Annotated in this window: 25 protein-coding genes; 22 read left to right on the forward strand and 3 right to left on the reverse strand. The window is 41.5% G+C overall.

Annotated features, from left to right (window positions below):
• The first annotated feature begins 1 nt into the window (after position 1).
• The 16 genes from B7720_RS02820 to B7720_RS02885 all read left to right on the forward strand — a co-directional run bounded on the left by B7720_RS02820 (position 2) and on the right by B7720_RS02885 (position 12,932).
• On the forward strand, positions 2-250 hold the full coding sequence (locus B7720_RS02820; RefSeq protein ID WP_084856419.1) for a hypothetical protein: 249 nt from the start codon (positions 2-4) through the stop codon (positions 248-250).
• Between the two features lie 118 nt (positions 251-368).
• Complete coding sequence (locus tag B7720_RS02825; protein WP_084856421.1) at positions 369-797, forward strand: hypothetical protein; 429 nt, start codon at positions 369-371, stop codon at positions 795-797.
• A 3-nt stretch (positions 798-800) separates the two neighbouring features.
• Complete coding sequence (locus B7720_RS09710; RefSeq protein ID WP_180383029.1) at positions 801-950, forward strand: hypothetical protein; 150 nt, start codon at positions 801-803, stop codon at positions 948-950.
• Between the two features lie 232 nt (positions 951-1,182).
• Positions 1,183-1,614: a hypothetical protein gene (locus B7720_RS02830; protein WP_084856423.1), complete on the forward strand. Its 432-nt coding sequence runs from the start codon at positions 1,183-1,185 to the stop codon at positions 1,612-1,614.
• On the forward strand, positions 1,611-1,820 hold the full coding sequence (locus B7720_RS09765) for a hypothetical protein (protein WP_084856425.1): 210 nt from the start codon (positions 1,611-1,613) through the stop codon (positions 1,818-1,820). Before B7720_RS02830 ends, B7720_RS09765 begins: the two co-directional genes overlap by 4 nt.
• Before the next feature lies 1 nt (position 1,821).
• Positions 1,822-2,091, forward strand: coding sequence for a hypothetical protein (locus B7720_RS02840; protein WP_084856428.1), 270 nt, complete (start codon positions 1,822-1,824; stop codon positions 2,089-2,091).
• Positions 2,082-2,597 (forward strand): hypothetical protein, encoded by a 516-nt coding sequence (locus B7720_RS02845; protein WP_084856430.1) that lies wholly within the window; start codon positions 2,082-2,084, stop codon positions 2,595-2,597. Before B7720_RS02840 ends, B7720_RS02845 begins: the two co-directional genes overlap by 10 nt.
• Positions 2,590-4,044 (forward strand): virulence-associated E family protein, encoded by a 1,455-nt coding sequence (locus tag B7720_RS02850; protein WP_084856432.1) that lies wholly within the window; start codon positions 2,590-2,592, stop codon positions 4,042-4,044. Before B7720_RS02845 ends, B7720_RS02850 begins: the two co-directional genes overlap by 8 nt.
• A 329-nt stretch (positions 4,045-4,373) precedes the next feature.
• Positions 4,374-4,520: a DUF2292 domain-containing protein gene (locus B7720_RS09565; RefSeq protein WP_142358706.1), complete on the forward strand. Its 147-nt coding sequence runs from the start codon at positions 4,374-4,376 to the stop codon at positions 4,518-4,520.
• 91 nt (positions 4,521-4,611) lie between these two features.
• The gene (locus tag B7720_RS02855; protein ID WP_239828067.1) at positions 4,612-5,763 is read left to right on the forward strand and encodes a phage major capsid protein; all 1,152 of its coding nucleotides are present in this window, start codon (positions 4,612-4,614) and stop codon (positions 5,761-5,763) included.
• 3 nt (positions 5,764-5,766) lie between these two features.
• Positions 5,767-6,597 carry a hypothetical protein gene (locus B7720_RS02860; RefSeq protein ID WP_084856435.1) on the forward strand — a complete coding sequence of 277 codons (831 nt, stop codon included), beginning with the start codon at positions 5,767-5,769 and terminating at the stop codon, positions 6,595-6,597.
• A gap of 674 nt (positions 6,598-7,271) precedes the next feature.
• Positions 7,272-7,730 carry a CtsR family transcriptional regulator gene (locus B7720_RS02865; protein WP_001211263.1) on the forward strand — a complete coding sequence of 153 codons (459 nt, stop codon included), beginning with the start codon at positions 7,272-7,274 and terminating at the stop codon, positions 7,728-7,730.
• Between the two features lies 1 nt (position 7,731).
• Entirely contained in the window at positions 7,732-10,164 is a 2,433-nt protein-coding gene (locus B7720_RS02870) for an ATP-dependent Clp protease ATP-binding subunit (RefSeq protein WP_084856437.1), read from the forward strand.
• A 145-nt stretch (positions 10,165-10,309) separates the two neighbouring features.
• Positions 10,310-11,368 (forward strand): AAA family ATPase, encoded by a 1,059-nt coding sequence (locus B7720_RS02875; RefSeq protein ID WP_084856440.1) that lies wholly within the window; start codon positions 10,310-10,312, stop codon positions 11,366-11,368.
• Positions 11,369-11,377: 9 nt separating this feature from the next.
• Positions 11,378-12,157 (forward strand): nicotinamide riboside transporter PnuC, encoded by a 780-nt coding sequence (gene pnuC / locus B7720_RS02880; RefSeq protein ID WP_084856442.1) that lies wholly within the window; start codon positions 11,378-11,380, stop codon positions 12,155-12,157.
• Position 12,158: 1 nt separating this feature from the next.
• Positions 12,159-12,932 (forward strand): NUDIX domain-containing protein, encoded by a 774-nt coding sequence (locus B7720_RS02885; RefSeq protein ID WP_084856444.1) that lies wholly within the window; start codon positions 12,159-12,161, stop codon positions 12,930-12,932.
• Positions 12,933-12,981: 49 nt separating this feature from the next.
• On the opposite strand, the gene B7720_RS02890 is transcribed toward B7720_RS02885, so the two are convergent.
• Positions 12,982-13,212, reverse strand: a complete 231-nt coding sequence (locus B7720_RS02890; RefSeq protein ID WP_049504550.1) for a hypothetical protein — start codon at positions 13,210-13,212, stop codon at positions 12,982-12,984.
• A gap of 265 nt (positions 13,213-13,477) precedes the next feature.
• Between B7720_RS02890 and B7720_RS02895 the strand changes: the two genes are divergently transcribed.
• Positions 13,478-14,161, forward strand: a complete 684-nt coding sequence (locus tag B7720_RS02895) for a hypothetical protein (protein ID WP_061587269.1) — start codon at positions 13,478-13,480, stop codon at positions 14,159-14,161.
• Positions 14,162-14,226: 65 nt separating this feature from the next.
• Here B7720_RS02895 and dusB read toward each other — a convergent pair whose 3' ends face one another.
• Entirely contained in the window at positions 14,227-15,207 is a 981-nt protein-coding gene (dusB, locus tag B7720_RS02900; protein WP_162281763.1) for a tRNA dihydrouridine synthase DusB, read from the reverse strand.
• Positions 15,194-16,066 carry an Hsp33 family molecular chaperone HslO gene (hslO, locus tag B7720_RS02905; protein ID WP_042903064.1) on the reverse strand — a complete coding sequence of 291 codons (873 nt, stop codon included), beginning with the start codon at positions 16,064-16,066 and terminating at the stop codon, positions 15,194-15,196. Before hslO ends, dusB begins: the two co-directional genes overlap by 14 nt.
• Positions 16,067-16,230: 164 nt before the next feature.
• Here hslO and B7720_RS02910 point away from each other — a divergent pair, with 164 nt between their 5' ends.
• The 5 genes from B7720_RS02910 to B7720_RS02930 all read left to right on the forward strand — a co-directional run bounded on the left by B7720_RS02910 (position 16,231) and on the right by B7720_RS02930 (position 22,334).
• Entirely contained in the window at positions 16,231-17,658 is a 1,428-nt protein-coding gene (locus B7720_RS02910) for an AcpB/EbpR/MafR family transcriptional regulator (protein ID WP_084856449.1), read from the forward strand.
• A 156-nt stretch (positions 17,659-17,814) separates the two neighbouring features.
• Entirely contained in the window at positions 17,815-19,323 is a 1,509-nt protein-coding gene (gene glpK, locus B7720_RS02915) for a glycerol kinase GlpK (RefSeq protein WP_049520559.1), read from the forward strand.
• 51 nt (positions 19,324-19,374) lie between these two features.
• Positions 19,375-21,201 carry a type 1 glycerol-3-phosphate oxidase gene (glpO, locus tag B7720_RS02920; protein ID WP_084856452.1) on the forward strand — a complete coding sequence of 609 codons (1,827 nt, stop codon included), beginning with the start codon at positions 19,375-19,377 and terminating at the stop codon, positions 21,199-21,201.
• 70 nt (positions 21,202-21,271) lie between these two features.
• Positions 21,272-21,976 (forward strand): MIP/aquaporin family protein, encoded by a 705-nt coding sequence (locus tag B7720_RS02925; RefSeq protein ID WP_084856454.1) that lies wholly within the window; start codon positions 21,272-21,274, stop codon positions 21,974-21,976.
• Between the two features lie 226 nt (positions 21,977-22,202).
• Positions 22,203-22,334: a teichoic acid D-Ala incorporation-associated protein DltX gene (locus B7720_RS02930; protein ID WP_000730286.1), complete on the forward strand. Its 132-nt coding sequence runs from the start codon at positions 22,203-22,205 to the stop codon at positions 22,332-22,334.

Below are 22,334 nucleotides of genomic sequence, written 5' to 3' on the forward strand. Positions count from 1 at the left end.
CATGGAGAATGACTTTAAGACAGTTACAAATGCTAAGGGGTTAGAAATTCCCAAGTATTTCAAGGATTTTAAAAAGCTAGTTGAGAAAGATAGACAACTAGCCGAATATCTTTGTATGAACTATGAGGACTTAGAAAGTGAAGACCTAGGCGCATTTCTTGAAACGGTTGAGCAGGGAATCAGCTGGATACTGGAACTTATCGAAAGTAAAGACTTGCTATATAAACCCAAGTCAGGGACAAAAGCATGAAACAAGACAACAAAAAAAGTCACTTGCTGAAAGTTTGGCGACCGAAGCAAGCGACGAAATCTAGGGTATAGATATTTTTTCTATACCTTGATTATAACATAGAAAGACAAGGTACACAATGGGAAAGAGACACCAATCAGTAAAATTCAAGGATATTGCTGAAAAATTGCCTGAACTAGAGGGCAAAAACTTAGAAGAAATCGCTGGAGTGCTAGGCTATCGTAACCTAGATAGCTGCAAGGTTAATCTTTACAATCTCAGACAAAACAAGCGACTAGGTTTTGAAGTAGAAAAAGGGATCTATAGTAAGTTTGAACTCTTGGACAATTCGGTAAAAGAGGAACTGGAAGACAAGAAACTTTCTGAACGTGGGCGCTATTTGAAGAGTGTAGCACGCTACAAAGCAATGCTGAACGCTTTTTCTATCGCCTTTGATAGCACAATCAAGGCGGAAACTAGGCAGAAAGCGGAACATGATGGTTTGAAAGCCTTAGATAGGATTCCAGATACACATTACGCCCTATTATATGACATGATGGAGGGCTAACAGATGACAGTAAAAACTCACTTCGCTAGATTCATGCGTAGAGGCATGGAATTAGCAAGGCAGTTACATAGTAAAGAAATCCAACGTGAAGAATTTGATAGAGCCTGGAAAAGATTAGGCGATCAAATTGAAAACGAAACGAAGACAAACTAAAAAACCGAAGAGCAGGCAAGCAATTAGAAAAGGTTTTGAAACGAGTGCTGACACGGCAATTCTAGGCACTTGTTTAACAAAAAGGTGGGTAAATACCCACGAAACATCACTACAAGCGTTCGCCAACTTGGGGCAATCGCCCAGCGTTTGGAGTGGTGATAATTCAGTATAGGAAACGATCATTGAAAAGCCATCAGGGCAAATACACAAACATAGAAACAGAGGTAAAAACATGGACACATACTTTGAAGATTTAGAAAAAGAGTTGGGACTTGTAGAGGAAAAATTAGATATTTTGTCAGAGTGGCATTTATCCAAGAAACACCATGGAGCAACAGAAATTGCTGAAGATTGTAGAACGGCAATTAGTCAGTTATGGATTCAGTTTTACAAATTATCTGAGGTATATAAACAGCAAGAGGCAAGTCATGAGGATTTCTTTAATAGCAATGTCGAGAATTTGCTTGGGGAATTAAAAAAATATGACGACGAATGCACAGAAATACATGGCAAAGCCCCTAACTGGTTGCTATTCAATTTCTTAGATCAAGCAATAAAAGAAAACAATTTAAGTAATGGAATCGTTCACGCAACTGCTTCAACCTGGACGTATTTACGTAGTTTAGTAGCCACTGATCTACGAAAAAGGGGGCTATTGAAATGAATGAGTTAGATTTAACCAATACACAGGCGGTTATCTTCATGATGCTATTGATTGGCTTGCTGCTTTATCTAAACCATCGAGACCACAAAAAAAGCGCCCAAATCGAGCGAGAAAACCAACAGACGATAGAAACACCTAGCGAGGATTTAAGCCCTGACTATGGGCGATATATTCAGCTTGCAGGGGCGAGACCGTGGGGGTGCTAGTATGTTTGAAAAAATGATTGAGGAACTCAAAACAAAAATATTAGAAGCTATCGAGCGTTACCTAAAAAGCCGTGAAAAAGTACCACAAAAGTTTACAGGTCTAATCTCAGCCCAGGAAGCCATGGAAGAGTTGGATATAAAGTATAAGACACTCCAAAAGTGGGAAGGTGCAGGTTTAAGACGGTATCAGCCCCCACTAGAGGATACTAGAAAAGCATACTATAAAGTGGCTGATATTTGGAAGTTCTTGGGGGTGGAAGAATGCGAGTGATCGAGTTGATTTTATCAGCTGACAAATTAGCATTATTTTCCTTTCTCAAGTCTACACCAACTCAAGTTTGGAAGAATGGAAACTATTATAAGTTTATCTACTATGAGCCGATAGGTGAGGGGGTGACGGATTTTCACTATAAAGGCTTATATGTGGCTATCAGAGACGAAAAAAGCGATAGGAAAGGCTGGGAACTAGCTAGACCATTAGAAATTACCTTGGCTAGTCCTGAATTACTGATGATCCTGAAGGATTTAGAAGTGAACAAGTTGACTGAGCAACGGCAGGGGCTTGGCGTGGAGCTGAAAGGGTGGATTTTTGACCTGATTTGTAATGGAATCCATACCAGATATGAGACGGCTACACTAGTCCGCTTGCTATTTGTCAATGGTTACAGTTTTAGTCAGTTAGTGGACTTGTTTTCTACTATTGTCAGACGGAAAGAATTGGCCAGTTATTTCCTTGAAGTAGCGACAAAATTCTATAAGGAGGTGGCTTTTGAATAGTGAAGAAATTGTAACTAAAATCATCGAAGAGAATCAGCAACAAATACTGCCTACCGTGGTGGACTTGACCAAAGCAAGAGAGACCGACGAGGAACACAATAGCCTGAATCTAACGCCTAAAACCAAAGGGAAAGGCTTTGCGGTTACCTTGGACAATCTCAAGAAGATTTTAAGTGGAGATAGCAAGCTGAAGGGGGCGATACAGTACAATACATTCACTTATGAAATTGACGTGACAAAACCGACAAAATTGAACGGTAGAACCTTAAGCGGAACCATTGACGACCTAATTATTAGAGAGGTTAGGTCTTATATTGCTACAAAGTACAAGATAGATTATAAAAAAGGGGATATAGCCGATATTTTGGAAGTGGTGGCTGGAGAGCATAGCTACAACCCTTTAAAAGACTATCTGGAATCATGCGAAAGCGAGTATAAAAAGCTAGTGTATCAGCGTGATCCTTTTGATATTCTGAGGCATTATCTGAATATCAAAGATGACGAATATAACCGTATTATCATGGATTTGTTTTTCCGTGGGGCGATTGCTAAGGTATTTGACCCCTCTATTAAATTTGACTTTGTGCTGGACTTGACTGGACGGCAGGGAGTGGGGAAGACTCAATTTTTTGAGGGACTATTCACTCACAAGTATTTTACAACCGTTGAAACTTTCACAGACAAAGACGATAAGGCTAGAATGGTTAGAAATTGGTGTGTATTTGATGATGAAATGGTGGCCAGTAAAAAGGCTAGTTTTTCAGAGTTGAAGAAGTTCATCACTGAAACCAAGCTAGAGTATAGACCGCCCTATGCTTCTAGTGATAGACGGCTACCTAAGAGTTTTATCATCGTGAGAGCAACTAATGACCATGATTATTTAAATGACTTGACAGGGGAAAGGCGCTTTCTGGTTGCTGAAGTACATAAGGATACCACTTATAAGGGTAGGGAGTGGACGGAAAAAGACCGTAGAGCCTTTTGGGGGGCTATGGTAGTAGCTTGGAAGTCTAACCAGTCTTTGATGCTGACAGACGAGCAGGAGAACCTGGTAAATGAGGTAAGAAGTAGGTACAAATTTGCTGATGAAACCCTTGAGGATTTGGAGCGCTATTTAGCTTTACCTTTTCCAAAAAACATGTACCATTACCCAGTTACAGATAGAACCAGGTATTACTATATCTATGACATGATGAACGAGGGTTATTTTAGAAATAGTAAAGGTGGAACAGTTGAACTTGACACAGACACCTATGGCGAACTAGTAGAACGTGACAAGATGACTATAAACCTATTCTTCCAAGAAGTCTATCTAACTGACAAAGCACCACCAAAGGATAAAGCAAAGGTTAAAAAGTACATGCAAAATAAAGAGGGATGGGAACATAAACGATCTTTAAAATTTGGAAAAAGTGTTAAGCCTGGTTACTCAAAACCTAAAAGGTAGTTAAGGTAGTCACTAACTCAAAAAATGACTACCTTTAAGAGAGTGGCTAGAATCTTTAAACAAAAGGATTTAAAAACAAGGGTAGTTTTTAAGATTTTACTGACTACCCTATCAAACCCTTGATATGATTGACTTTTATATAAAAAAGTAGTTATTTTATATTATTTATAAAGTATATAGAATAAATAGATTAAAGGCGTTTATTATTTATTTTTTTGGAGCGAGGTGACTACCTGACTACGCATTTTATAACCCCTTGGGGCTGTAAGGCGGAGGTGGTAGTCACTAGATACCCAAAAATGACTACCTTTTCAGAGAAAGGAGGATATATGAATGAATTGCATAAAGGTTGGATTTATTTCCTAAACCGTGGTATAATTAAGAGTGTTAAGTTACCAGAATATGGTAACATTCGATTGATAATTGCAGATGGTGTTGTGACCATGGTAGAAACCAAAACACAACAAAAATTTTAAATACTGACTTGAAAACAAGAGGTAGGACATAAGACGTAAATTACGTTTTTTGTTCTGCCTTTTTTGCTTAAAAATGAAAGGAACTAAAAACATGACTATGAGACTTAAAGGACAAACAAAAAACGAATACATGCAAGCTAGAGAAGAATTTATGAATGCAGTAAAAACTAATGCTCCACAAGATCAGCAAACAAAACTTTACGGTGATATGTTAGACAGAATGCAGGAACATATGATTGAAGAAGTTAAAACTGCATCATATTCAGGAGATGGATTTACATCACAGCCTAATACTTTAAAGGGCAATGAAATGGTATTCTTTAATGAATTTGATAAGAATATCCCTAAAGGGGTGGAAAAACTTCTCCCAGAGGAGACGATTGACAGAATTTTTGAAGATATAAAATCAGAACACCCCTTACTTGAAAAAATTGGACTAAAAAACCTAGGAATCCGCCTAAACTTTTTGACATCAGAGCGTAGTGGTGGAGCAGTTTGGGGCAAGGTTTTTGGAGAAATCAAAGGGCAATTAAAAGCTAGTTTTGGAAGTAAACAAGAAATCCAGCATAAGTTAACGGCTTTCATCGTGATCCCGAAAGATTTTAAAGAACTTGGACCGATTTGGATTGAAAATTTTGTAAGAACTCAATTAACAGAAGCTTTTGCAGTAGCATTGGAAGAAGCGTTTTTAAACGGTGATGGTGATAATAAACCTCTAGGACTAACAAGACAATTGACGGGAGTGGCACAAGGTTCAAATATTACTTATCCTAAAAAAGAAAAACAAGCTTTAAAATTAACTTTTGAAAATCCTAAAGAAACTGTAAACCAGGTATCAGAGATTTTTAAATTCCATTCTGTAAAAGCTGATGGAGTTAGTTTTGTAGATACGACCAATAAAATTGTTCTTGTTGTGAATCCCTCAGAAATCTGGGAGATCGAGAAGAAACTAATTAACTTTACAGATAGCGCAACTTATAACAAGGCGGTACCTCTAAATTTACAAATCATTCCTTCAATCTCTCAAGAAAAAGGGAAGGCGACTTCTTTCATTCAAGGGCGATATGATGCAGTTGTAGGTGGAGGAATTAACTTACAACGCTATCAGGATACACTAGCACTTGAAGATATGGACCTCTATGTAGCTAAACAATTTGCTTATGGTAAGTCTCATGATGAAAAGTCAGCTGCAATCTGGGAGCTAGATTTCTCAAAAAATCAAGAGCCTGGTATTGGAGGTTAATCTATGAATAGCACTGATGTAATCAATCTCTTTCTTTTGTATCAGGACTATAATCTAGTTTATGTTAATCCATTTCATGAACTCATGAAGAATCTTTTTCATAAAATGAATGAACAAGAAGCTACAGAATTCTTTAGTAAGCAAGAGGGAGTTAAAAAAGAAATACTAAACGAAATTGAAGAGTATAAACAAGACTACACTTCGATTTTAAGCGATATGTTTTTGACAACACGTCAAAAAGAAAATCAGTTAGAAAATGAATTTAAGCAGCGAGAAAAAGCCATCAGGGAAAAGTCATTAGTATATTTTAAAGACTGGAAGGAGTTCTCTCAGAGTAAAATTCTACCCTTGGTTGCTGATATGGTAGAAACATTAAAAGCTGAAAATAAACTTTATCGTTCTGTTGTCTTTGAATTTTTAAATGAACTACAGAGCTTTTACACTATGGAATCTTCTACAGTAACCACTGAAGGCTTTTTGAGAAGTGAACTGCCAGAAGAATATTGCATCAAGCTATTAGAAGGAAAGTTTAAAGACAAGTACTATTACATTAACAAAGGGCAACAACGATACTATGAGCAGGCCATTCTTAAAGAATTGGAGCACTATAATCTTTCTCCAGATATGGTTTTATGGAGTGACTTGCTTTTAGAGGAGTTAGTACAAGATGGTAAAATCAAGGGACATAGTGTTGAAGAATTTACAGAGTATATCTCTGGAGTGGTAGATGATTTTATAGATCGGAAAGAGCAAGAACTTATTAAACAAAGGGAAGTCTTTAATGATCTACCAGAGAAAAAGAAAAATATTATTTCTAAATTCTTTGGGCAATAAATAAAATGAAGATAGGTTTGCGCCTATCTTTTTCTGTATTCTTTTATGAATTCCTTGTTTTAAGGTAACAGTGAACTCATAAAACAGTATCTTATAAAACGCTTGATAGAGTAAGGAAGTAACTCACAAAGCGAATTCAATAGAATGTGTAAAACAATGAATTCATAAGAGATTATAGAGACACAAGAAGGCTGTTTTAAGTTCCAATTTGTCAAAATAACAGGGTTTAGAAATTAGAAAAAAATTGTAAAACACCCCCCGTTATGAAAATTCATGAAAATTTTCAGAAATGGGAACCGGAGGGAGGGGGTAACTGTCCAGATATCTAACGTTTTTTTTAAGGGAGTGGGGGGTAAGAGGGAAAAACTTGCTTAAAATTAGAAAATGAGCAAATTTTTATGTTATACTTGTACCAGGTACAGAGAAACAAAAAAGCACGTCTGACCGTGCTAGTTTCTTGCCTGCTGAACTCGTCAATGTTACGCCCTTTTCAGGGCTCTTTTTTGTGGACTTTTTTAGGAACTTTCAAGAAAAACTAAGGCGAATTAATGCCAAAGTGTTTTTTAAAAAAGTCAGTATTTCCAATGGTTGAGCCTTAAAAATTTGACTTATAGAGTGTTAAATGATAGTATAGTCAAAGATAGTCAAGGTTCAAAGAAGGAGTTTGATTTACTATGAGATTTAAAAATACATCAGATCATATCGAAGCCTATATCAAGGCGATTTTAGACCAGTCTGGTATCGTGGAATTGCAGCGGAGCCAGTTGGCAGATACCTTCCAGGTTGTACCGAGCCAGATCAACTATGTCATCAAGACCCGCTTTACGGAAAGCAGAGGTTACTTGGTTGAGAGCAAGCGTGGTGGCGGAGGCTACATTCGCATAGGGCGGATTGAATTTTCCAGTCATCATGAGATGCTCCGCGATTTGCTTTACTCGATTGGTGAGCGAGTTAGTCAGGAGATTTACGAGGATATTCTCCAGCTTTTGGTGGAGCAGGACTTGATGACCAAGCAGGAAATGACCTTGCTGACTTCAGTAGCAACGGATCGTGTCCTAGGAGAAGAATCCTCAGTTGTCCGTGCCAATATGCTCCGACAGCTATTACAAGAGGTAGATAGAAAAGAGAAGTAAGATGAACTATTCAAAAGCATTGAATGAATGTATCGAGAGTGCCTACATGGTTGCGAGCCATTTTGGAGCCCGTTACCTAGAGTCTTGGCATTTATTGATTGCCATGTCCAATCACAGTTACAGTGTGGCAGGTGCAACTCTAAATGATTATCCTTATGAAATGGATCGTTTAGAAGAGGTTGCGTTGGAACTGACTGAAACGGATTATAGCCAAGACGAAACTTTTACGGAATTGCCCTTTTCCCATCGTTTAGAAGTTCTCTTTGCAGAAGCAGAGTATGTAGCCTCAGTGGTCCACGCAAAGGTGCTAGGGACAGAACATGTCCTCTATGCGATCTTGCATGACGGCAATGCCTTGGCAACTCGCATCTTGGAGAGAGCAGGCTTTTCTTATGAAGACCAGAAAGATCAGGTCAGAATTGCTGCTCTTCGTCGTAATCTAGAAGAGCGTGCAGGATGGACAAGAGAAGATCTCAAGGCTTTGCGTCAACGTCATCGCACAGTAACTGACAAGCAAAATTCTATGGCCAATATGATGGGCATGCCTCAAGCTCAAAGTGGCGGTTTAGAGGATTATACTCATGACCTGACGGAGCAAGCGCGTTCTGGCAAGTTAGAGCCAGTTATCGGTCGTGACAAGGAAATCTCGCGTATGATTCAGATTTTGAGTCGGAAGACCAAGAACAATCCTGTCTTGGTTGGAGATGCGGGTGTCGGGAAAACAGCTTTAGCACTTGGGCTTGCCCAGCGTATTGCCAGTGGGGACGTGCCAGCTGAAATGGTCAAGATGCGTGTTCTAGAGCTTGATTTGATGAATGTCGTTGCAGGGACACGTTTCCGTGGTGACTTTGAAGAGCGTATGAACAACATCATCAAGGATATCGAGGAAGATGGCAAAGTGATCCTCTTTATCGATGAACTCCACACCATCATGGGTTCTGGTAGCGGTATTGACTCGACTCTGGATGCAGCCAATATCTTGAAGCCAGCCTTAGCTCGCGGAACTCTGAGAACAGTTGGTGCAACCACTCAGGAAGAATACCAAAAACACATCGAAAAAGATGCTGCCCTTTCTCGTCGTTTTGCAAAAGTGACGATTGAAGAGCCAAGTCTAGCTGACAGTATGACTATTTTGCAAGGTTTGAAGGCTACCTATGAGAAACACCACCGTGTGCAAATCACAGATGAAGCTGTCGAAACAGCAGTTAAGATGGCGCATCGTTACTTGACCAGTCGTCACTTACCAGACTCTGCCATCGATCTATTGGATGAAGCGGCAGCAACAGTGCAAAACAAATCCAAGCATGTGAAAACAGACGAATCTGACTTGACTCCAGCTGACAAGGCCTTGATGGATGGCAAGTGGAAACAAGCTGCTCAGCTAATCGCAAAAGAGCAGGAAGTCCCTGTCTATAAAGACTTGGTAACAGAATCTGAAATTTTGACTACCTTGAGTCGCTTGTCAGGGATTCCAGTCCAAAAACTGACGCAAACGGATGCCAAGAAATACCTGAACTTGGAAGCTGAACTACACAAACGTGTCATCGGTCAAGATCAAGCTGTTTCAAGCATTAGCCGTGCGATTCGTCGCAATCAGTCAGGGATTCGCAGTCACAAGCGTCCAATTGGTTCCTTTATGTTCCTAGGGCCGACAGGAGTCGGTAAGACCGAATTGGCAAAGGCTCTGGCAGAAGTTCTCTTTGATGACGAATCAGCCCTTATCCGCTTTGATATGAGTGAGTATATGGAGAAATTCGCAGCTAGCCGTCTCAATGGAGCACCTCCTGGCTATGTGGGCTACGAGGAAGGTGGGGAGTTGACCGAGAAGGTTCGCAACAAACCTTACTCTGTGCTCCTCTTTGATGAGGTAGAGAAGGCCCACCCAGATATCTTTAATGTTCTCTTGCAGGTTCTGGACGACGGTGTCTTGACAGATAGCAAGGGACGCAAGGTGGACTTTTCAAATACCATTATCATCATGACGTCAAACCTTGGTGCGACGGCTCTTCGTGATGACAAGACTGTTGGCTTTGGAGCGAAAGACATTCGTTTTGACCAGGAAAATATGGAAAAACGAATCTTTGAAGAGTTGAAAAAAACTTATCGACCAGAGTTTATCAACCGTATTGATGAAAAGGTGGTCTTCCACAGTTTGGATAGCGAACACATGCAGGAAATTGTCAAGATTATGGTGAAACCATTGATTGCTAGCCTCGCTGAGAAGGGCATCGATTTGAAACTGCAAGCTTCAGCGTTGAAGTTACTAGCAAGCCAAGGATATGATCCAGAAATGGGAGCTCGCCCACTTCGCAGAACACTGCAAACAGAAGTGGAAGACAAGTTGGCAGAACTCCTCCTTAAGGGAGAACTGGTAGCAGGCAAGACCCTCAAGATTGGTGTCAAAGCAGGTCAGTTAAAATTTGATATTGCTTAAAAATGGAGAGTCAGGAGTAGTCCTGATTCTTTTTTTCTACTTTTTTATAAAAAATGATAAAAAACTATTGACAAAACAAAAATATAGTATATAATAAAAACATAGAAAATAAAAATATCAAAAAATATAAAAAGGTAAAACGTTTATGAAAAAGAAAACAGCAGTGGTATTTGGGACCTTTGCCCCTCTCCATCAGGGTCATATCGATCTGATCCAGCGAGCAAAGCGTCAGTGTGACCAGGTCTGGGTAGTCGTTTCAGGCTACGAGGGAGACCGAGGGGAGCAGGTAGGTTTAAGTCTTCAAAAACGATTTCGCTATATCCGAGAGGCTTTTCGTGATGACGAATTGACCTCTGTCTGCAAGCTGGATGAGACCAACCTTCCCCGTTACCCTATGGGCTGGCAGGAGTGGTTGGATCAGATGTTAGCGGAGATTTCCTATGATGAAACCCAGCAAGAACTGACTTTCTTTGTGGGAGAAGAAGAATACCAGCAGGAGCTAGCTAAACGTGGATTTGGCACTGTCTTGCAAGAAAGAAAGTTTGGTATCTCAGCGACTATGATTCGAGAAAATCCAAGCAAATATTGGAAATACATCGCTCAACCCTTCCGTCGTCAGTTTACCAAGAAAGTCTTGATTATGGGAAGTGCTAGCAATGGGAAGACCACTCTGGCCAAGGATTTGGCAAGGTATTACGATGCACCCGTTAGTCTGGAATACGCGCGTGAGTACCAGATCAAAAACAATGTCCGCGACGATGAATTGACTCCAAAAGATTATTATTATCTCCTTTTAGGGCAGTATGACCAGACCTCTAAGTTAATCGATAGTAATGCCAATCGAGGCCTTGTGATAGCCGATACCAACTCCTTGGTAACCAAGGGCTACTATGACTATTACATGGAGACTGAGGATCAAGAGGACTTATCAGGAGAAACCTTTGACAATCTCTTTGCCTCTATCTTGGCCAAGGAAAAATGGGATTTGATTCTCTTCGTGCAACCTGTCGGTTCCTATGTCAATGACGGATTTAGAGATATGACCATGGCAGAGGACCACATTCGCTACAGTTTTTCCCAGCATTTGGACCAGATGAGGGAGCGATACTTAACCACCATTCCACTAGTTTATCTAGCGGAGGATTACCTAGGCAATTATGAAGTAGCCAAAGTGGCTATCGATGCCATTTACCAAGCAGATTAGGAGAAAATTATGAAAACAGTAACTAAAAAAATCACACAATTTATCGAAAACTTTAAAAATATCCATGCAGAAGCCCGCAAGATTGGTTTTGTAGGGATCATGCGCCTGCTCTGGAAAGATCTCTTTGTCGGCCGTAGCCTTGTCCAGTGGTTATACCTCATCGCTCTGTCAAGTGTTCCCTTGATCTTAGAGTTCACGCAAAATACGGAAAGTCATGACTGGCTGAGCTTGTTTGCATCTTGGACTGGGATTGTCTGTGTTATCTTGGTAGCAGAAGGGCGTGCAAGCAATTATCTCTTTGGGGCCATTAATTCGGCAATCTACTTGATCTTGGCCATGAATGCGACTTTTTATGGCGAAGTCTTGACGACGGTTTACTTCTTTGTCATGCAGCCGATTGGTCTCTATGCTTGGCTGTCCAATCGTATCAATGAACAGGAAAAACCAGAAGAATCCCACTTTGAAGCTAAGAAATTATCTGTTCTTGACTGGCTCAAGTACTTAGCCTTGACTGCCATTATCTGGATTGGTACGGGCTTGGCTTATCAAAGTATCAATAGTGCTCGCCCTTTCCGTGATAGTGTTACCGATGCGACCAATGGCGTTGGTCAGCTCTTGATGACACGTCTCTACCGCGAGCAATGGATTTTCTGGATTGCAACCAATCTTTTTAGTATTTATCTCTGGTGGGGTGAAAATATTCACATCCAAGGGATGTACTGGGTATACACACTCAATAGTCTAGTGGGTTGGTACCAATGGACCAAGGCAGTTCGAAAGGAGGCATAAGATGGCAGACATAAAGATTCCAGAAGGGATGACGGAAAAAGAATATTATGAAATCCATGCCAGTCAGGAGGAGTTTTTAGACTGGTACTACAAGCAGGAACTCCCTCAATATGAAAAACCAAGTGTGACAGTGGATATGGTAGCCTACTGCTTTGTCGAAGGAAAGATCAAGCTCTTGCTAATCCGTCGCAAGGCCCACCCTTATCAGAACTGTTTAGCCTTAGTTGGAGGCTTTATGGACAAGGGAGAAGATGCTACACATGCCTGTCAGCGCGAAGTGAGAGAAGAAGTCAATCTGGATCTACCTTTGGAGAAAATCGAGCAATTGATGACCGTATCGACTCCCGGGCGTGACCCGCGGGGTTGGACGGTGACCATTGCCCACTTAGTGTACCTACCTAGTCGTGCCTTAGACCTCGTTCAGGCAGGTGACGATGCCAAGGATGTGGTTTTTGTAGATGTCGATTTTCAGACAGGCAAATGCTACCTAGATGGAGTCGAGCTGGACGAGCAAGCCTTCGCCTTTGACCATTATGCCATTATCCAAGAATCCATCAAACGAATCCAAGGCCGTCTCGACTGGAATCCGACCTTCCTCTATCTGCTGGAGGAGGAGTTCACTGTCTACGAGGGGACTGAACTGGTTAATCTCATCAACCCTGGTCGCCCAATTGTCAGCAATAACTTTCTCGTAAAATACGGAGAATATGTAGAAGAAGTCGGACTCAAACGAGTACCCAAAAAGAAACCAAGAAAAACCTATCGATTGAAATAAAAAGTGAGGTCGGGACAAAGTTCCCGACCTCTTTATTTATCATCATTTTTTATGAATGGCTATCTTTCTTAGGATTACTCAACATGTGAGTAAAGAAGTCTTTATATCGATACTTGAGATAGTTCTCATGTAAAAATAACAAAGCGATATAAACAATTAAAAAGATTGCAGTCAGATAGAAGACATCAAATGCAGTTCGCGCATAGTAAGTGGCTGATTGATAAGAGCCAATAGCTCCCAAAATCAACCAAGGAAGATACTTGTAATACTTATTTAGCATAAGAGCATACCTCCTATATTCTATTTCAATGTTATTATATTCCTTTATCTAATGCAATGCAAGCGATTACACAAAGGTGATGTAAAAAATAGGACTTTAATTTTAAAAATTTTCTATTTTTTCGTTTCAATTACGAATAGAAATAGTAGAGAGAAATTTTTTAAAATAGTTTCTCTAAATAGTTGACAGATTCAAAGCCCAATGTTACAATTATATTACAAAAAGATTTCTTAACATTTCAAAAATGTTACAAAGGAGTAGAAAAATGAAAAAGAAAACCTATATCAAATTGATGGCAGCGACTGTATTGGCTTCTACCTTGCTACTGGGAGCTTGTGGAAATAAAAACGAATCCACTCAAACCAGTAGCTCTGCAAAAACAAGTCAATCATCAAGTTCTAAAGCAGCTTCTTCTAGCAAAGAAAGCAAGACACAAAAATCTTCAAGCTCAGCTTCATCTGAAAAGGCTCAGGCATCTTCTGGTCAGTCTTCTACAACGGCAGATCAGTCACAAGCGAAACCAGCACCTGAATCAAGACAAGAACAAGCAGCTCCCAGTCAACAAGCTCCATCTCAGGCACCTTCAACTCAGCAAGGCTCTCAAGACCAGTCTAACCAGTCAAGCTATGATCCAACAACTGACCGCAAACTTCAAGACAAGCAAGCAGAACACAACAAACGCTACAAGGGTGTTTTAACCATGGTCGATGGTGATTTCTCAGCAGCTACAGGCAACTGGAAGGGAGCGAATGGCGAAACTATTACGGTTTCATCAGGGGGCCAATTTACAGTAGAAACTGCAGATGGAAAGAAAGAAAACTATTCTATCAGAGGCTACTCTTACACTCTTGATGATGGTAAGTATAATGCCAAAATAGGTGGCGGAAAAATCATCCAAATTACAACAGGTGCGGATGGTAAAGTTTCGAGTGTTGCCTTGATTCAATAATAGTACCTAGGTTTTCCTAGGATCTAAAAAACCGTAAACTCAAGCGAGTTACGGTTTTTTGTGTATTATGCTTTGTTTAATTGCAAGAGGGCTTCAATCTCTGCTAGGGTGTTAGCTTGTGAAATGGCTCCACGAAGTTTGGCTGCACCAGATGTACCCCGGAGATAGTGAGGGGCGAGGCCGCGGAATTCACGAACGGCTACGTTTTCCCCTTTGAGGTTAATTAAGCGTTTCAAGTGTTCGTAAGCAATTTTCATCTTGTCTTCAAAAGTCAAATCAGGGAGTATTTCTCCCGTTTCAAAGTAGTGATTGATTTGGTTAAAGAGGTAAGGATTTCCCATGGCTGCGCGTCCAATCATGACAGCGTCAGCCCCGACTTCTTCGATACGCTGTTTGGCTTCTTGGACCGTACGGATATCACCATTTGCGATAAATGGAATCTTGGTCAAAGCTTGAGCAACCTTGTGAAGAGTCTCAAGGTCTGCGTGACCTGTGTACATTTGTTCACGGGTACGGCCGTGCATAGCGAGGGCAGAGACACCTGCAGCCTCAGCAGCGAGGGCATTTTCCACGGCTAGGGATGGGTCAGACCAGCCTGTACGCATTTTGACAGTGAGGGGGATATCAAGGACAGATTGGACCCTATTGATAATAGAGTAGATCTTATCTGGGTCCTTGAGCCACATAGCGCCAGCTTCATTCTTCACGATTTTGTTAACTGGGCAACCCATGTTGATATCGACGATATCAGTCTTGGTGTTTTCCTGGATGAATTCTGCTGCGCGTGCGAGGCTGTCTTCATCACTACCAAAAAGTTGGATTGACACGGGATTTTCTCCTTCGTCAATATGAAGCATGTGCAGTGTTTTTTCGTTGTTGTACTGGATTCCCTTGTCAGAGACCATTTCCATCACAACGAGTCCAGCTCCGAGCTCTTTTGCGATGGTACGAAAGGCTGAGTTGGTCACGCCAGCCATAGGCGCTAAAACGGTACGATTGGGAATCTCAACATTGCCAATCATAAAGGGTGTATTAAGATTTGTCACGAATGAGTTCCTCCAGGTCGTTTTCATCAAAGTTGTAAGTTGTTTGGCAGAATTGGCAAGTGATTTCAGCCCCGTGGTCTTCCTCTTTCATTTCCTCAAGATCTGAGTTTGGAAGGCTGGCAAGAGCGTTCATAAAACGGTCTTTACTGCAGTCACATTGGAAACGAATTTCTTCTTCAGATAGACGTTTGTAGGATTCGTCACCATAGATAGCCTTGAGAAGGGCTTCGATATGATCATCGCTTTCCAGAAGGGTTGAGATGGCTGGCATTTCTTGGATGCGTTTTTCAAAGCGGGCAATCTCTTCTTCCTTGGCCCCGGGCAAGACTTGGAGAAGAAAACCACCGGCAACTTCAACCTTGTCCTCTTTGTCTAAAAGAACATTGAGGCCGACTGCTGAAGGAGTTTGTTGACTTTCTGTCAGGTAATAGGCCAAGTCTTCACCGATCTCCCCAGAGATGAGAGGGGTCATGGAGTTGTAGGGATTTCCAGTACCGTAGTCTGTGATAACGAGAAATTGACCGTTTCCAACAAAAGGACCGACTAGGACTTCACCCGTTGCAGTTTTTTTGATGTCAACACCTGGATTTTGAACGTAGCCTTTAACATTGCCCTTGGTATCTGCGACCGTGATGATGGCACCGAGAGAGCTGGTTCCCAGAACTTTAACTGTTAGTTTGGTATTTCCTTTTTCATTGGCTGCGAGAATTTGGCTAGCGATAAGGGTACGACCAAGTGCGACAGTTGAACTGGCTTGAGTTTGATGTTTTTCTTGAGCAGTGCGGACAGTTTCGGTGCTATCAAGGACAAAAGCACGAAAGGCTCCGCTTTCTGATATTGTTTTAATAATTTTATCCATAGCTACTATTTTAGCATAAAAATGCCCAAAGGGGGAGTCGTGTGTTTGCTGTTTCTGTGGAATAAGGACGAGGAAATCGGCTTTAAAATAAAATGAGAAACAGATTATTTCCGCATTTCTAAGATTTATGCTATTCTTGAAGGAGAAAATGAAAGGGGTAACAAATGTATTTAGGTGATTTGATGGAAAAAGCCGAATCTGGCCAATTTTTAGTCCTTTCCTTTCTGTTACAAGATTCGCAGACAACCGTCAAGGAAGCCCTGGAAGAAACAGGCTTTTCAAAGGCGACTCTAACCAAGTACATCTCTCTGATTAACGAAAATGCCTTGGAAAGAGGGTTAGAGCTGACCATCCACTTGGATGATGAAAGCCTGCGTCTGTCTGTCGGTACTGCCACAAAGGGGAGAGAGATTCGGAGCTTGTTTCTAGACAATGCCATTAAGTACCAAATTTTGGTTTACCTTCTCTATCACCAACAGTTCTTAGCCCATCAACTGGCTCAAGAACTGATGATTAGCGAGGCCACGCTTGGTCGCCACTTAGCTAGTCTAAATCATATTTTGTCAGAGTTTGACTTATCCATCCAAAATGGTCGTTGGCGAGGTCCAGAGCATCAGATTCGTTACTTTTATTTCTGCCTTTTCCGCAAGATTTGGTCCAGTCAGGAGTGGGAAGGTCACATGCAGAAAGCTGAGAGAAAACAAGAGATTGCTACCCTAGAAGAAATCTGCGGTACTAGCTTGTCTTCAGGTCAGAAATTGGACTTGGTTCTCTGGGCTCACATCAGTCAACAGCGTCTTCGGGTCAATGCCTGTCAGTTTCAAGTCATAGAAGAAAAAATGCGAGGGTATTTTAACAATATTTTCTACGTTCGTTTGCTTCGAAAGGCTCCGTCCTTTTTTGCTGGGCAACATATCCCTCTAGGAACTGAGGACGGTGAGATGATGGTATTCTTTTCATTTCTCCTTTCCCATCGTATTTTGCCCCTTCATACTATGGAGTATATCCTTGGTTTCGGAGGGCAGTTAGCCGATTTGCTGACGCAATTGATTCAAGAGATGAAGAAAGAGGAGTTGCTGGGGGACTACACAGAGGACCATGTCACCTATGAACTCAGTCAGCTCTGTGGTCAAGTTTATCTATACAAGGGCTATATCTTGCAAGATCAGTACAGATACCAGACAGAGAATCGCCATCCCTATTTGCTGATGGAACATGATTTTAAAGGGACTGCAGAGAGAATTTTTCATATCTTGCCAGCCTTTCATCAGGGAACGGATTTGGATAAGAAAATTCTCTGGGAATGGCTTCAGTTGATAGAGTATATGGCAGAAAATGGTGGCCAACATATGAGTATTGGTCTGGATTTGACATCTGGTTTCCTTGTCTTTTCTAGGATGGCTGCCATTTTGAAACGGTATTTGGAATACAATCGTTTCATTACTATTGAAGCCTATGACCCTAGTCGACATTATGATTTGTTGATTACTAACAACCCTATCCATAAGAAAGAACAAACACCCGTCTACTATTTGAAAAATGATTTGGATATGGAGGATTTGGCGAAGATTCGTCAGATGCTCTTTGCTTAAAAGGCCTGAATTTTCAGGTCTTTTTTGTGAAATTCGCACAATCTCCTCACATTTTTTAAAAATTTTAAAAAAATTGATAAACAAGAAAGCGCTTTATTTTGTATACTAGTTACTGTAAAGAGGAACCCCCTCAAGATTTTATCAGGAGGACAGCACATGTCACAAGAAAAATACATCATGGCTATTGACCAAGGAACTACAAGTTCTCGTGCCATTATTTTTAACAAAAAAGGAGAAAAGGTTAGCTCTAGTCAAAAAGAGTTTACTCAGATTTTCCCTCAAGCAGGTTGGGTTGAGCACAATGCCAATGAAATTTGGAACTCTGTTCAGTCAGTTATTGCGGGTGCTTTCATCGAAAGTGGTGTCAAGCCAAATCAAATCGAAGCCATCGGGATTACCAACCAGCGTGAAACAACGGTTGTCTGGGATAAGAAAACAGGGCTTCCTATCTACAACGCGATTGTTTGGCAATCTCGCCAGACAGCACCTTTGGCTGAGCAACTAAAAAGTCAAGGTTATGTAGAAAAATTCCATGAAAAGACTGGTTTGATCATCGATGCTTACTTCTCAGCTACCAAGGTTCGTTGGATTTTGGACCATGTAGAAGGCGCTCAAGAGCGAGCAGAAAAAGGAGAATTGCTCTTTGGTACGATTGATACTTGGTTGGTTTGGAAATTGACTGACGGTGCGGCTCACGTGACGGATTACTCAAATGCAGCCCGTACCATGCTTTATAACATTAAAGAACTCAAATGGGATGATGAGATTTTGGAAATCCTCAACATTCCTAAGGCTATGCTCCCAGAAGTTCGTTCTAACTCTGAAATCTACGGCAAGACTGCTCCATTCCATTTCTACGGTGGAGAAGTGCCAATTTCAGGTATGGCTGGGGACCAACAGGCAGCCCTCTTCGGTCAGTTGGCCTTTGAACCTGGTATGGTCAAGAATACTTATGGAACAGGTTCTTTCATCATTATGAACACTGGTGAAGAGATGCAGTTGTCTGAAAACAACCTTTTGACAACGATTGGTTATGGGATCAACGGCAAGGTTTACTATGCCTTGGAAGGTTCTATCTTTATCGCAGGAAGTGCCATTCAGTGGCTTCGTGATGGACTTCGCATGGTTGAAAATTCACCAGAGTCTGAAAAATATGCTCTCAATTCTCACAACAATGACGAAGTTTATGTCGTACCTGCCTTTACAGGTCTAGGGGCTCCATACTGGAATCAAAATGCTCGTGGTTCGGTCTTTGGCTTAACTCGTGGAACAAGCAAAGAAGACTTTATCAAGGCAACCTTGCAATCTATCGCTTATCAAGTGCGTGACATCATCGACACTATGCAAGTGGATGCGCAGACAGCTATCCAAGTCTTGAAGGTGGATGGTGGTGCAGCCATGAACAACTTCCTCATGCAGTTTCAGGCTGACATTTTGGGAATCGATATTGCCCGTGCTAAAAACTTGGAAACAACTGCCCTAGGTGCAGCCTTCCTGGCAGGATTGTCAGTGGGGTACTGGAAGGACTTGGATGAGTTGAAACTCTTGAATGAGACAGGAGAACTCTTCGAACCATCGATGAACGAATCGCGCAAGGAACAACTCTACAAGGGCTGGAAGAAGGCTGTGAAAGCAACGCAAGTCTTTGCGGAAATCGATGACTAATAACAACTAATACTGGGAGAATAAAGCGACTCAGTTAGAAAGTGTGTAAATATGGAATTTTCAAAGAAAACACGTGAATTATCAATTAAAAAAATGCAGGAACGCACCCTGGACCTTTTGATTATCGGTGGAGGGATTACAGGAGCTGGTGTAGCCTTGCAGGCGGCAGCTAGTGGTCTTGACACTGGTTTGATTGAAATGCAGGATTTCGCAGAAGGAACATCTAGCCGTTCAACAAAATTGGTCCACGGAGGTCTGCGTTACCTCAAGCAATTTGATGTGGAAGTGGTCTCAGATACAGTTTCTGAACGTGCAGTGGTTCAACAAATCGCTCCACATATTCCAAAACCAGATCCAATGCTCTTGCCAGTTTACGATGAAGATGGAGCGACCTTTAGCCTCTTCCGTCTCAAAGTAGCCATGGACTTGTACGACCTTTTGGCAGGTGTCAGCAATACGCCAGCTGCTAACAAGGTCTTGAGCAAAGAAGAAGTCTTGGAACGCCAGCCAAACTTGAAGAAAGAAGGCTTGGTAGGAGGTGGGGTTTACCTTGACTTCCGTAACAACGATGCGCGTCTTGTGATTGAAAATATCAAACGTGCCAACCAAGACGGTGCCCTCATTGCCAACCACGTTAAGGCAGAAGGCTTCCTCTTTGACGAAAGCGGTAAGATTACTGGTGTTGTAGCTCGTGATTTGTTGACAGACCAAGTCTTTGAAATCAAGGCTCGTCTGGTGATTAACACAACAGGTCCTTGGAGCGACAAGGTACGTAATTTGTCCAATAAGGGAACCCAATTCTCACAAATGCGCCCAACTAAGGGAGTTCACTTGGTAGTGGATTCAAGCAAGATCAAGGTTTCACAGCCAGTTTACTTTGATACAGGTTTGGGAGACGGCCGGATGGTCTTTGTCCTCCCACGTGAAAACAAGACTTACTTTGGTACAACGGATACAGACTACACAGGCGATTTGGAACATCCAAAAGTGACGCAGGAAGATGTAGATTATCTACTTGGCATTGTCAACAACCGCTTCCCAGAAGCAAACATTACCGTTGATGATATTGAAAGCAGTTGGGCTGGTCTTCGTCCATTGATCGCAGGCAATAGCGCTTCTGACTATAATGGTGGAAATAACGGAACTATTAGCGATGAGAGCTTCAATAGCTTGATTGCGACTGTCGAAGCTTATCTCTCGAAAGAAAAAACGCGTGAAGATGTTGAATCTGCTGTCAGCAAGCTTGAAAGCAGCACATCTGAGAAACATTTGGATCCATCTGCAGTTTCTCGTGGTTCGAGCTTGGATCGTGATGACAATGGCCTATTGACCCTTGCTGGTGGTAAAATCACAGACTACCGTAAGATGGCTGAAGGAGCTATGGAGCGCGTGGTTGACATCCTCAAAGCCGAATTTGACCGTAGCTTTAAACTGATCAACTCTAAGACTTATCCTGTTTCAGGTGGAGAATTGAACCCAGCAAATGTGGACTCAGAAATTGAAGCCTTTGCGCAACTTGGAGTTTCACGTGGCTTGGATAGCAAGGAAGCCCAGTATCTCGCAAATCTTTACGGTTCAAATGCACCGAAAGTCTTTGCCCTTGCTCACAGCTTGGAACAAGCGCCAGGACTCAGCTTGGCAGATACCTTGTCCCTTCACTATGCAATGCGCAATGAGTTGGCTCTGAGCCCAGTTGACTTCCTCCTTCGCCGTACCAACCACATGCTCTTTATGCGTGATAGTTTGGATAGCATTGTGGAGCCTGTTCTGGATGAAATGGGACGATTCTATGATTGGACAGAAGCAGAAAAAGCAGCCTACCGTGCGGATGTCGAAGCAGCTCTTGCTCAAAACGATCTAGCGGCATTAAAAAATTAAGAAAAACTAGAAGAGAGGGAGACGAGCCTTCCTTGCCTTCTCTCTCCTTCTTTTAAATGGAGACAACGATATGATGAAAGAATTATTTGGAGAATTTTTGGGGACTTTAATCCTTATCCTCCTAGGAAATGGTGTTGTAGCAGGTGTGGTTCTTCCCAAAACCAAGAGTAACAATTCAGGATGGATTGTCATCACTATGGGATGGGGGATTGCCGTTGCGGTTGCCGTCTTTGTATCTGGCAAACTTAGTCCTGCACACTTAAACCCAGCTGTGACGCTTGGTGTAGCCTTAAAAGGTGACTTGCCTTGGGCTTCAGTATTCCCATATATCCTAGCTCAGTTCGCTGGAGCGATGCTTGCTCAAATTTTAGTTTGGTTGCAATTCAAACCACACTATGAAGCAGAAGAAAATGCAGGAAATATTCTAGCAACTTTCAGCACTGGACCAGCTATCAAAGATACTGTGTCAAACTTGATTAGTGAAATCCTTGGGACTTTTGTCTTGGTATTGACAATCTTTGCTTTGGGTCTCTATGACCTTCAAGCAGGGCTAGGAACCTTTGCAGTGGGGACCTTGATTGTCGGTATCGGTCTTTCTCTAGGTGGGACAACTGGTTATGCCTTGAACCCAGCTCGTGACCTCGGTCCTCGTATTATGCATAGCCTTCTTCCAATTCCAAACAAGGGAGATGGGGACTGGTCTTATGCTTGGATTCCTGTTGTGGGGCCTATTGTTGGTGCGACCCTAGCAGTTCTCGTATTTTCACTTTTCTAAAATAAAAGAGTGATTGGCAACAGAGTTTGAGATGGAAATCTCAGGCTCTTTTTTGATGGCCAAAACATTAATATTTTAACTTATCTTAAAATAAGCTAAAACCAATTTTTAAGTTATGGTAAACAGTTGAAAAAAAGGTTGATAAAGTGGTAAAATGTTAGGAAGATAAGGCAGTAATTGCTGATTTGCATAGCTTTTCTGAAAATTTACAAAAAAGAAGTCGAATATGAAAAAAAAGAGAACATTTTATATTTTTTGTGCTCAAACATTTCTGTATTTCGTTATTTTGCTTGGTTTGCTTTATTTTTTTAGTTACCTTGGACAGGGGCAAGGTGGCTTTATCTATAACGAATTTTAA

Origin of the sequence: Streptococcus oralis subsp. oralis (genome assembly GCF_002096455.1) — a bacterium.
In the GTDB taxonomy this organism is placed as follows: domain Bacteria; phylum Bacillota; class Bacilli; order Lactobacillales; family Streptococcaceae; genus Streptococcus; species Streptococcus oralis_CY.

Bases quoted from the DNA above. Each gene is read 5' to 3' on its own strand.
- B7720_RS02865 (WP_001211263.1), top strand. From the start codon at position 7,272: ATGAGATTTAAAAATACATCAGATCATATCGAAGCCTATATCAAGGCG.
- B7720_RS02845 (WP_084856430.1), top strand. From the start codon at position 2,082: ATGCGAGTGATCGAGTTGATTTTATCAGCTGACAAATTAGCATTATTT.
- B7720_RS02820 (WP_084856419.1), top strand. From the start codon at position 2: ATGGAGAATGACTTTAAGACAGTTACAAATGCTAAGGGGTTAGAAATT.
- glpO (WP_084856452.1), top strand. From the start codon at position 19,375: ATGGAATTTTCAAAGAAAACACGTGAATTATCAATTAAAAAAATGCAG.
- B7720_RS02925 (WP_084856454.1), top strand. From the start codon at position 21,272: ATGATGAAAGAATTATTTGGAGAATTTTTGGGGACTTTAATCCTTATC.
- B7720_RS02870 (WP_084856437.1), top strand. From the start codon at position 7,732: ATGAACTATTCAAAAGCATTGAATGAATGTATCGAGAGTGCCTACATG.
- pnuC (WP_084856442.1), top strand. From the start codon at position 11,378: ATGAAAACAGTAACTAAAAAAATCACACAATTTATCGAAAACTTTAAA.
- B7720_RS09710 (WP_180383029.1), top strand. From the start codon at position 801: ATGACAGTAAAAACTCACTTCGCTAGATTCATGCGTAGAGGCATGGAA.
- B7720_RS02910 (WP_084856449.1), top strand. From the start codon at position 16,231: ATGTATTTAGGTGATTTGATGGAAAAAGCCGAATCTGGCCAATTTTTA.
- B7720_RS09565 (WP_142358706.1), top strand. From the start codon at position 4,374: ATGAATGAATTGCATAAAGGTTGGATTTATTTCCTAAACCGTGGTATA.
- B7720_RS02930 (WP_000730286.1), top strand. From the start codon at position 22,203: ATGAAAAAAAAGAGAACATTTTATATTTTTTGTGCTCAAACATTTCTG.
- glpK (WP_049520559.1), top strand. From the start codon at position 17,815: ATGTCACAAGAAAAATACATCATGGCTATTGACCAAGGAACTACAAGT.
- B7720_RS02860 (WP_084856435.1), top strand. From the start codon at position 5,767: ATGAATAGCACTGATGTAATCAATCTCTTTCTTTTGTATCAGGACTAT.
- B7720_RS02840 (WP_084856428.1), top strand. From the start codon at position 1,822: ATGTTTGAAAAAATGATTGAGGAACTCAAAACAAAAATATTAGAAGCT.
- B7720_RS02890 (WP_049504550.1), bottom strand. From the start codon at position 13,212: ATGCTAAATAAGTATTACAAGTATCTTCCTTGGTTGATTTTGGGAGCT.
- B7720_RS02885 (WP_084856444.1), top strand. From the start codon at position 12,159: ATGGCAGACATAAAGATTCCAGAAGGGATGACGGAAAAAGAATATTAT.
- hslO (WP_042903064.1), bottom strand. From the start codon at position 16,066: ATGGATAAAATTATTAAAACAATATCAGAAAGCGGAGCCTTTCGTGCT.
- B7720_RS02875 (WP_084856440.1), top strand. From the start codon at position 10,310: ATGAAAAAGAAAACAGCAGTGGTATTTGGGACCTTTGCCCCTCTCCAT.
- B7720_RS02895 (WP_061587269.1), top strand. From the start codon at position 13,478: ATGAAAAAGAAAACCTATATCAAATTGATGGCAGCGACTGTATTGGCT.
- B7720_RS02855 (WP_239828067.1), top strand. From the start codon at position 4,612: ATGACTATGAGACTTAAAGGACAAACAAAAAACGAATACATGCAAGCT.
- B7720_RS02825 (WP_084856421.1), top strand. From the start codon at position 369: ATGGGAAAGAGACACCAATCAGTAAAATTCAAGGATATTGCTGAAAAA.
- B7720_RS02830 (WP_084856423.1), top strand. From the start codon at position 1,183: ATGGACACATACTTTGAAGATTTAGAAAAAGAGTTGGGACTTGTAGAG.
- B7720_RS09765 (WP_084856425.1), top strand. From the start codon at position 1,611: ATGAATGAGTTAGATTTAACCAATACACAGGCGGTTATCTTCATGATG.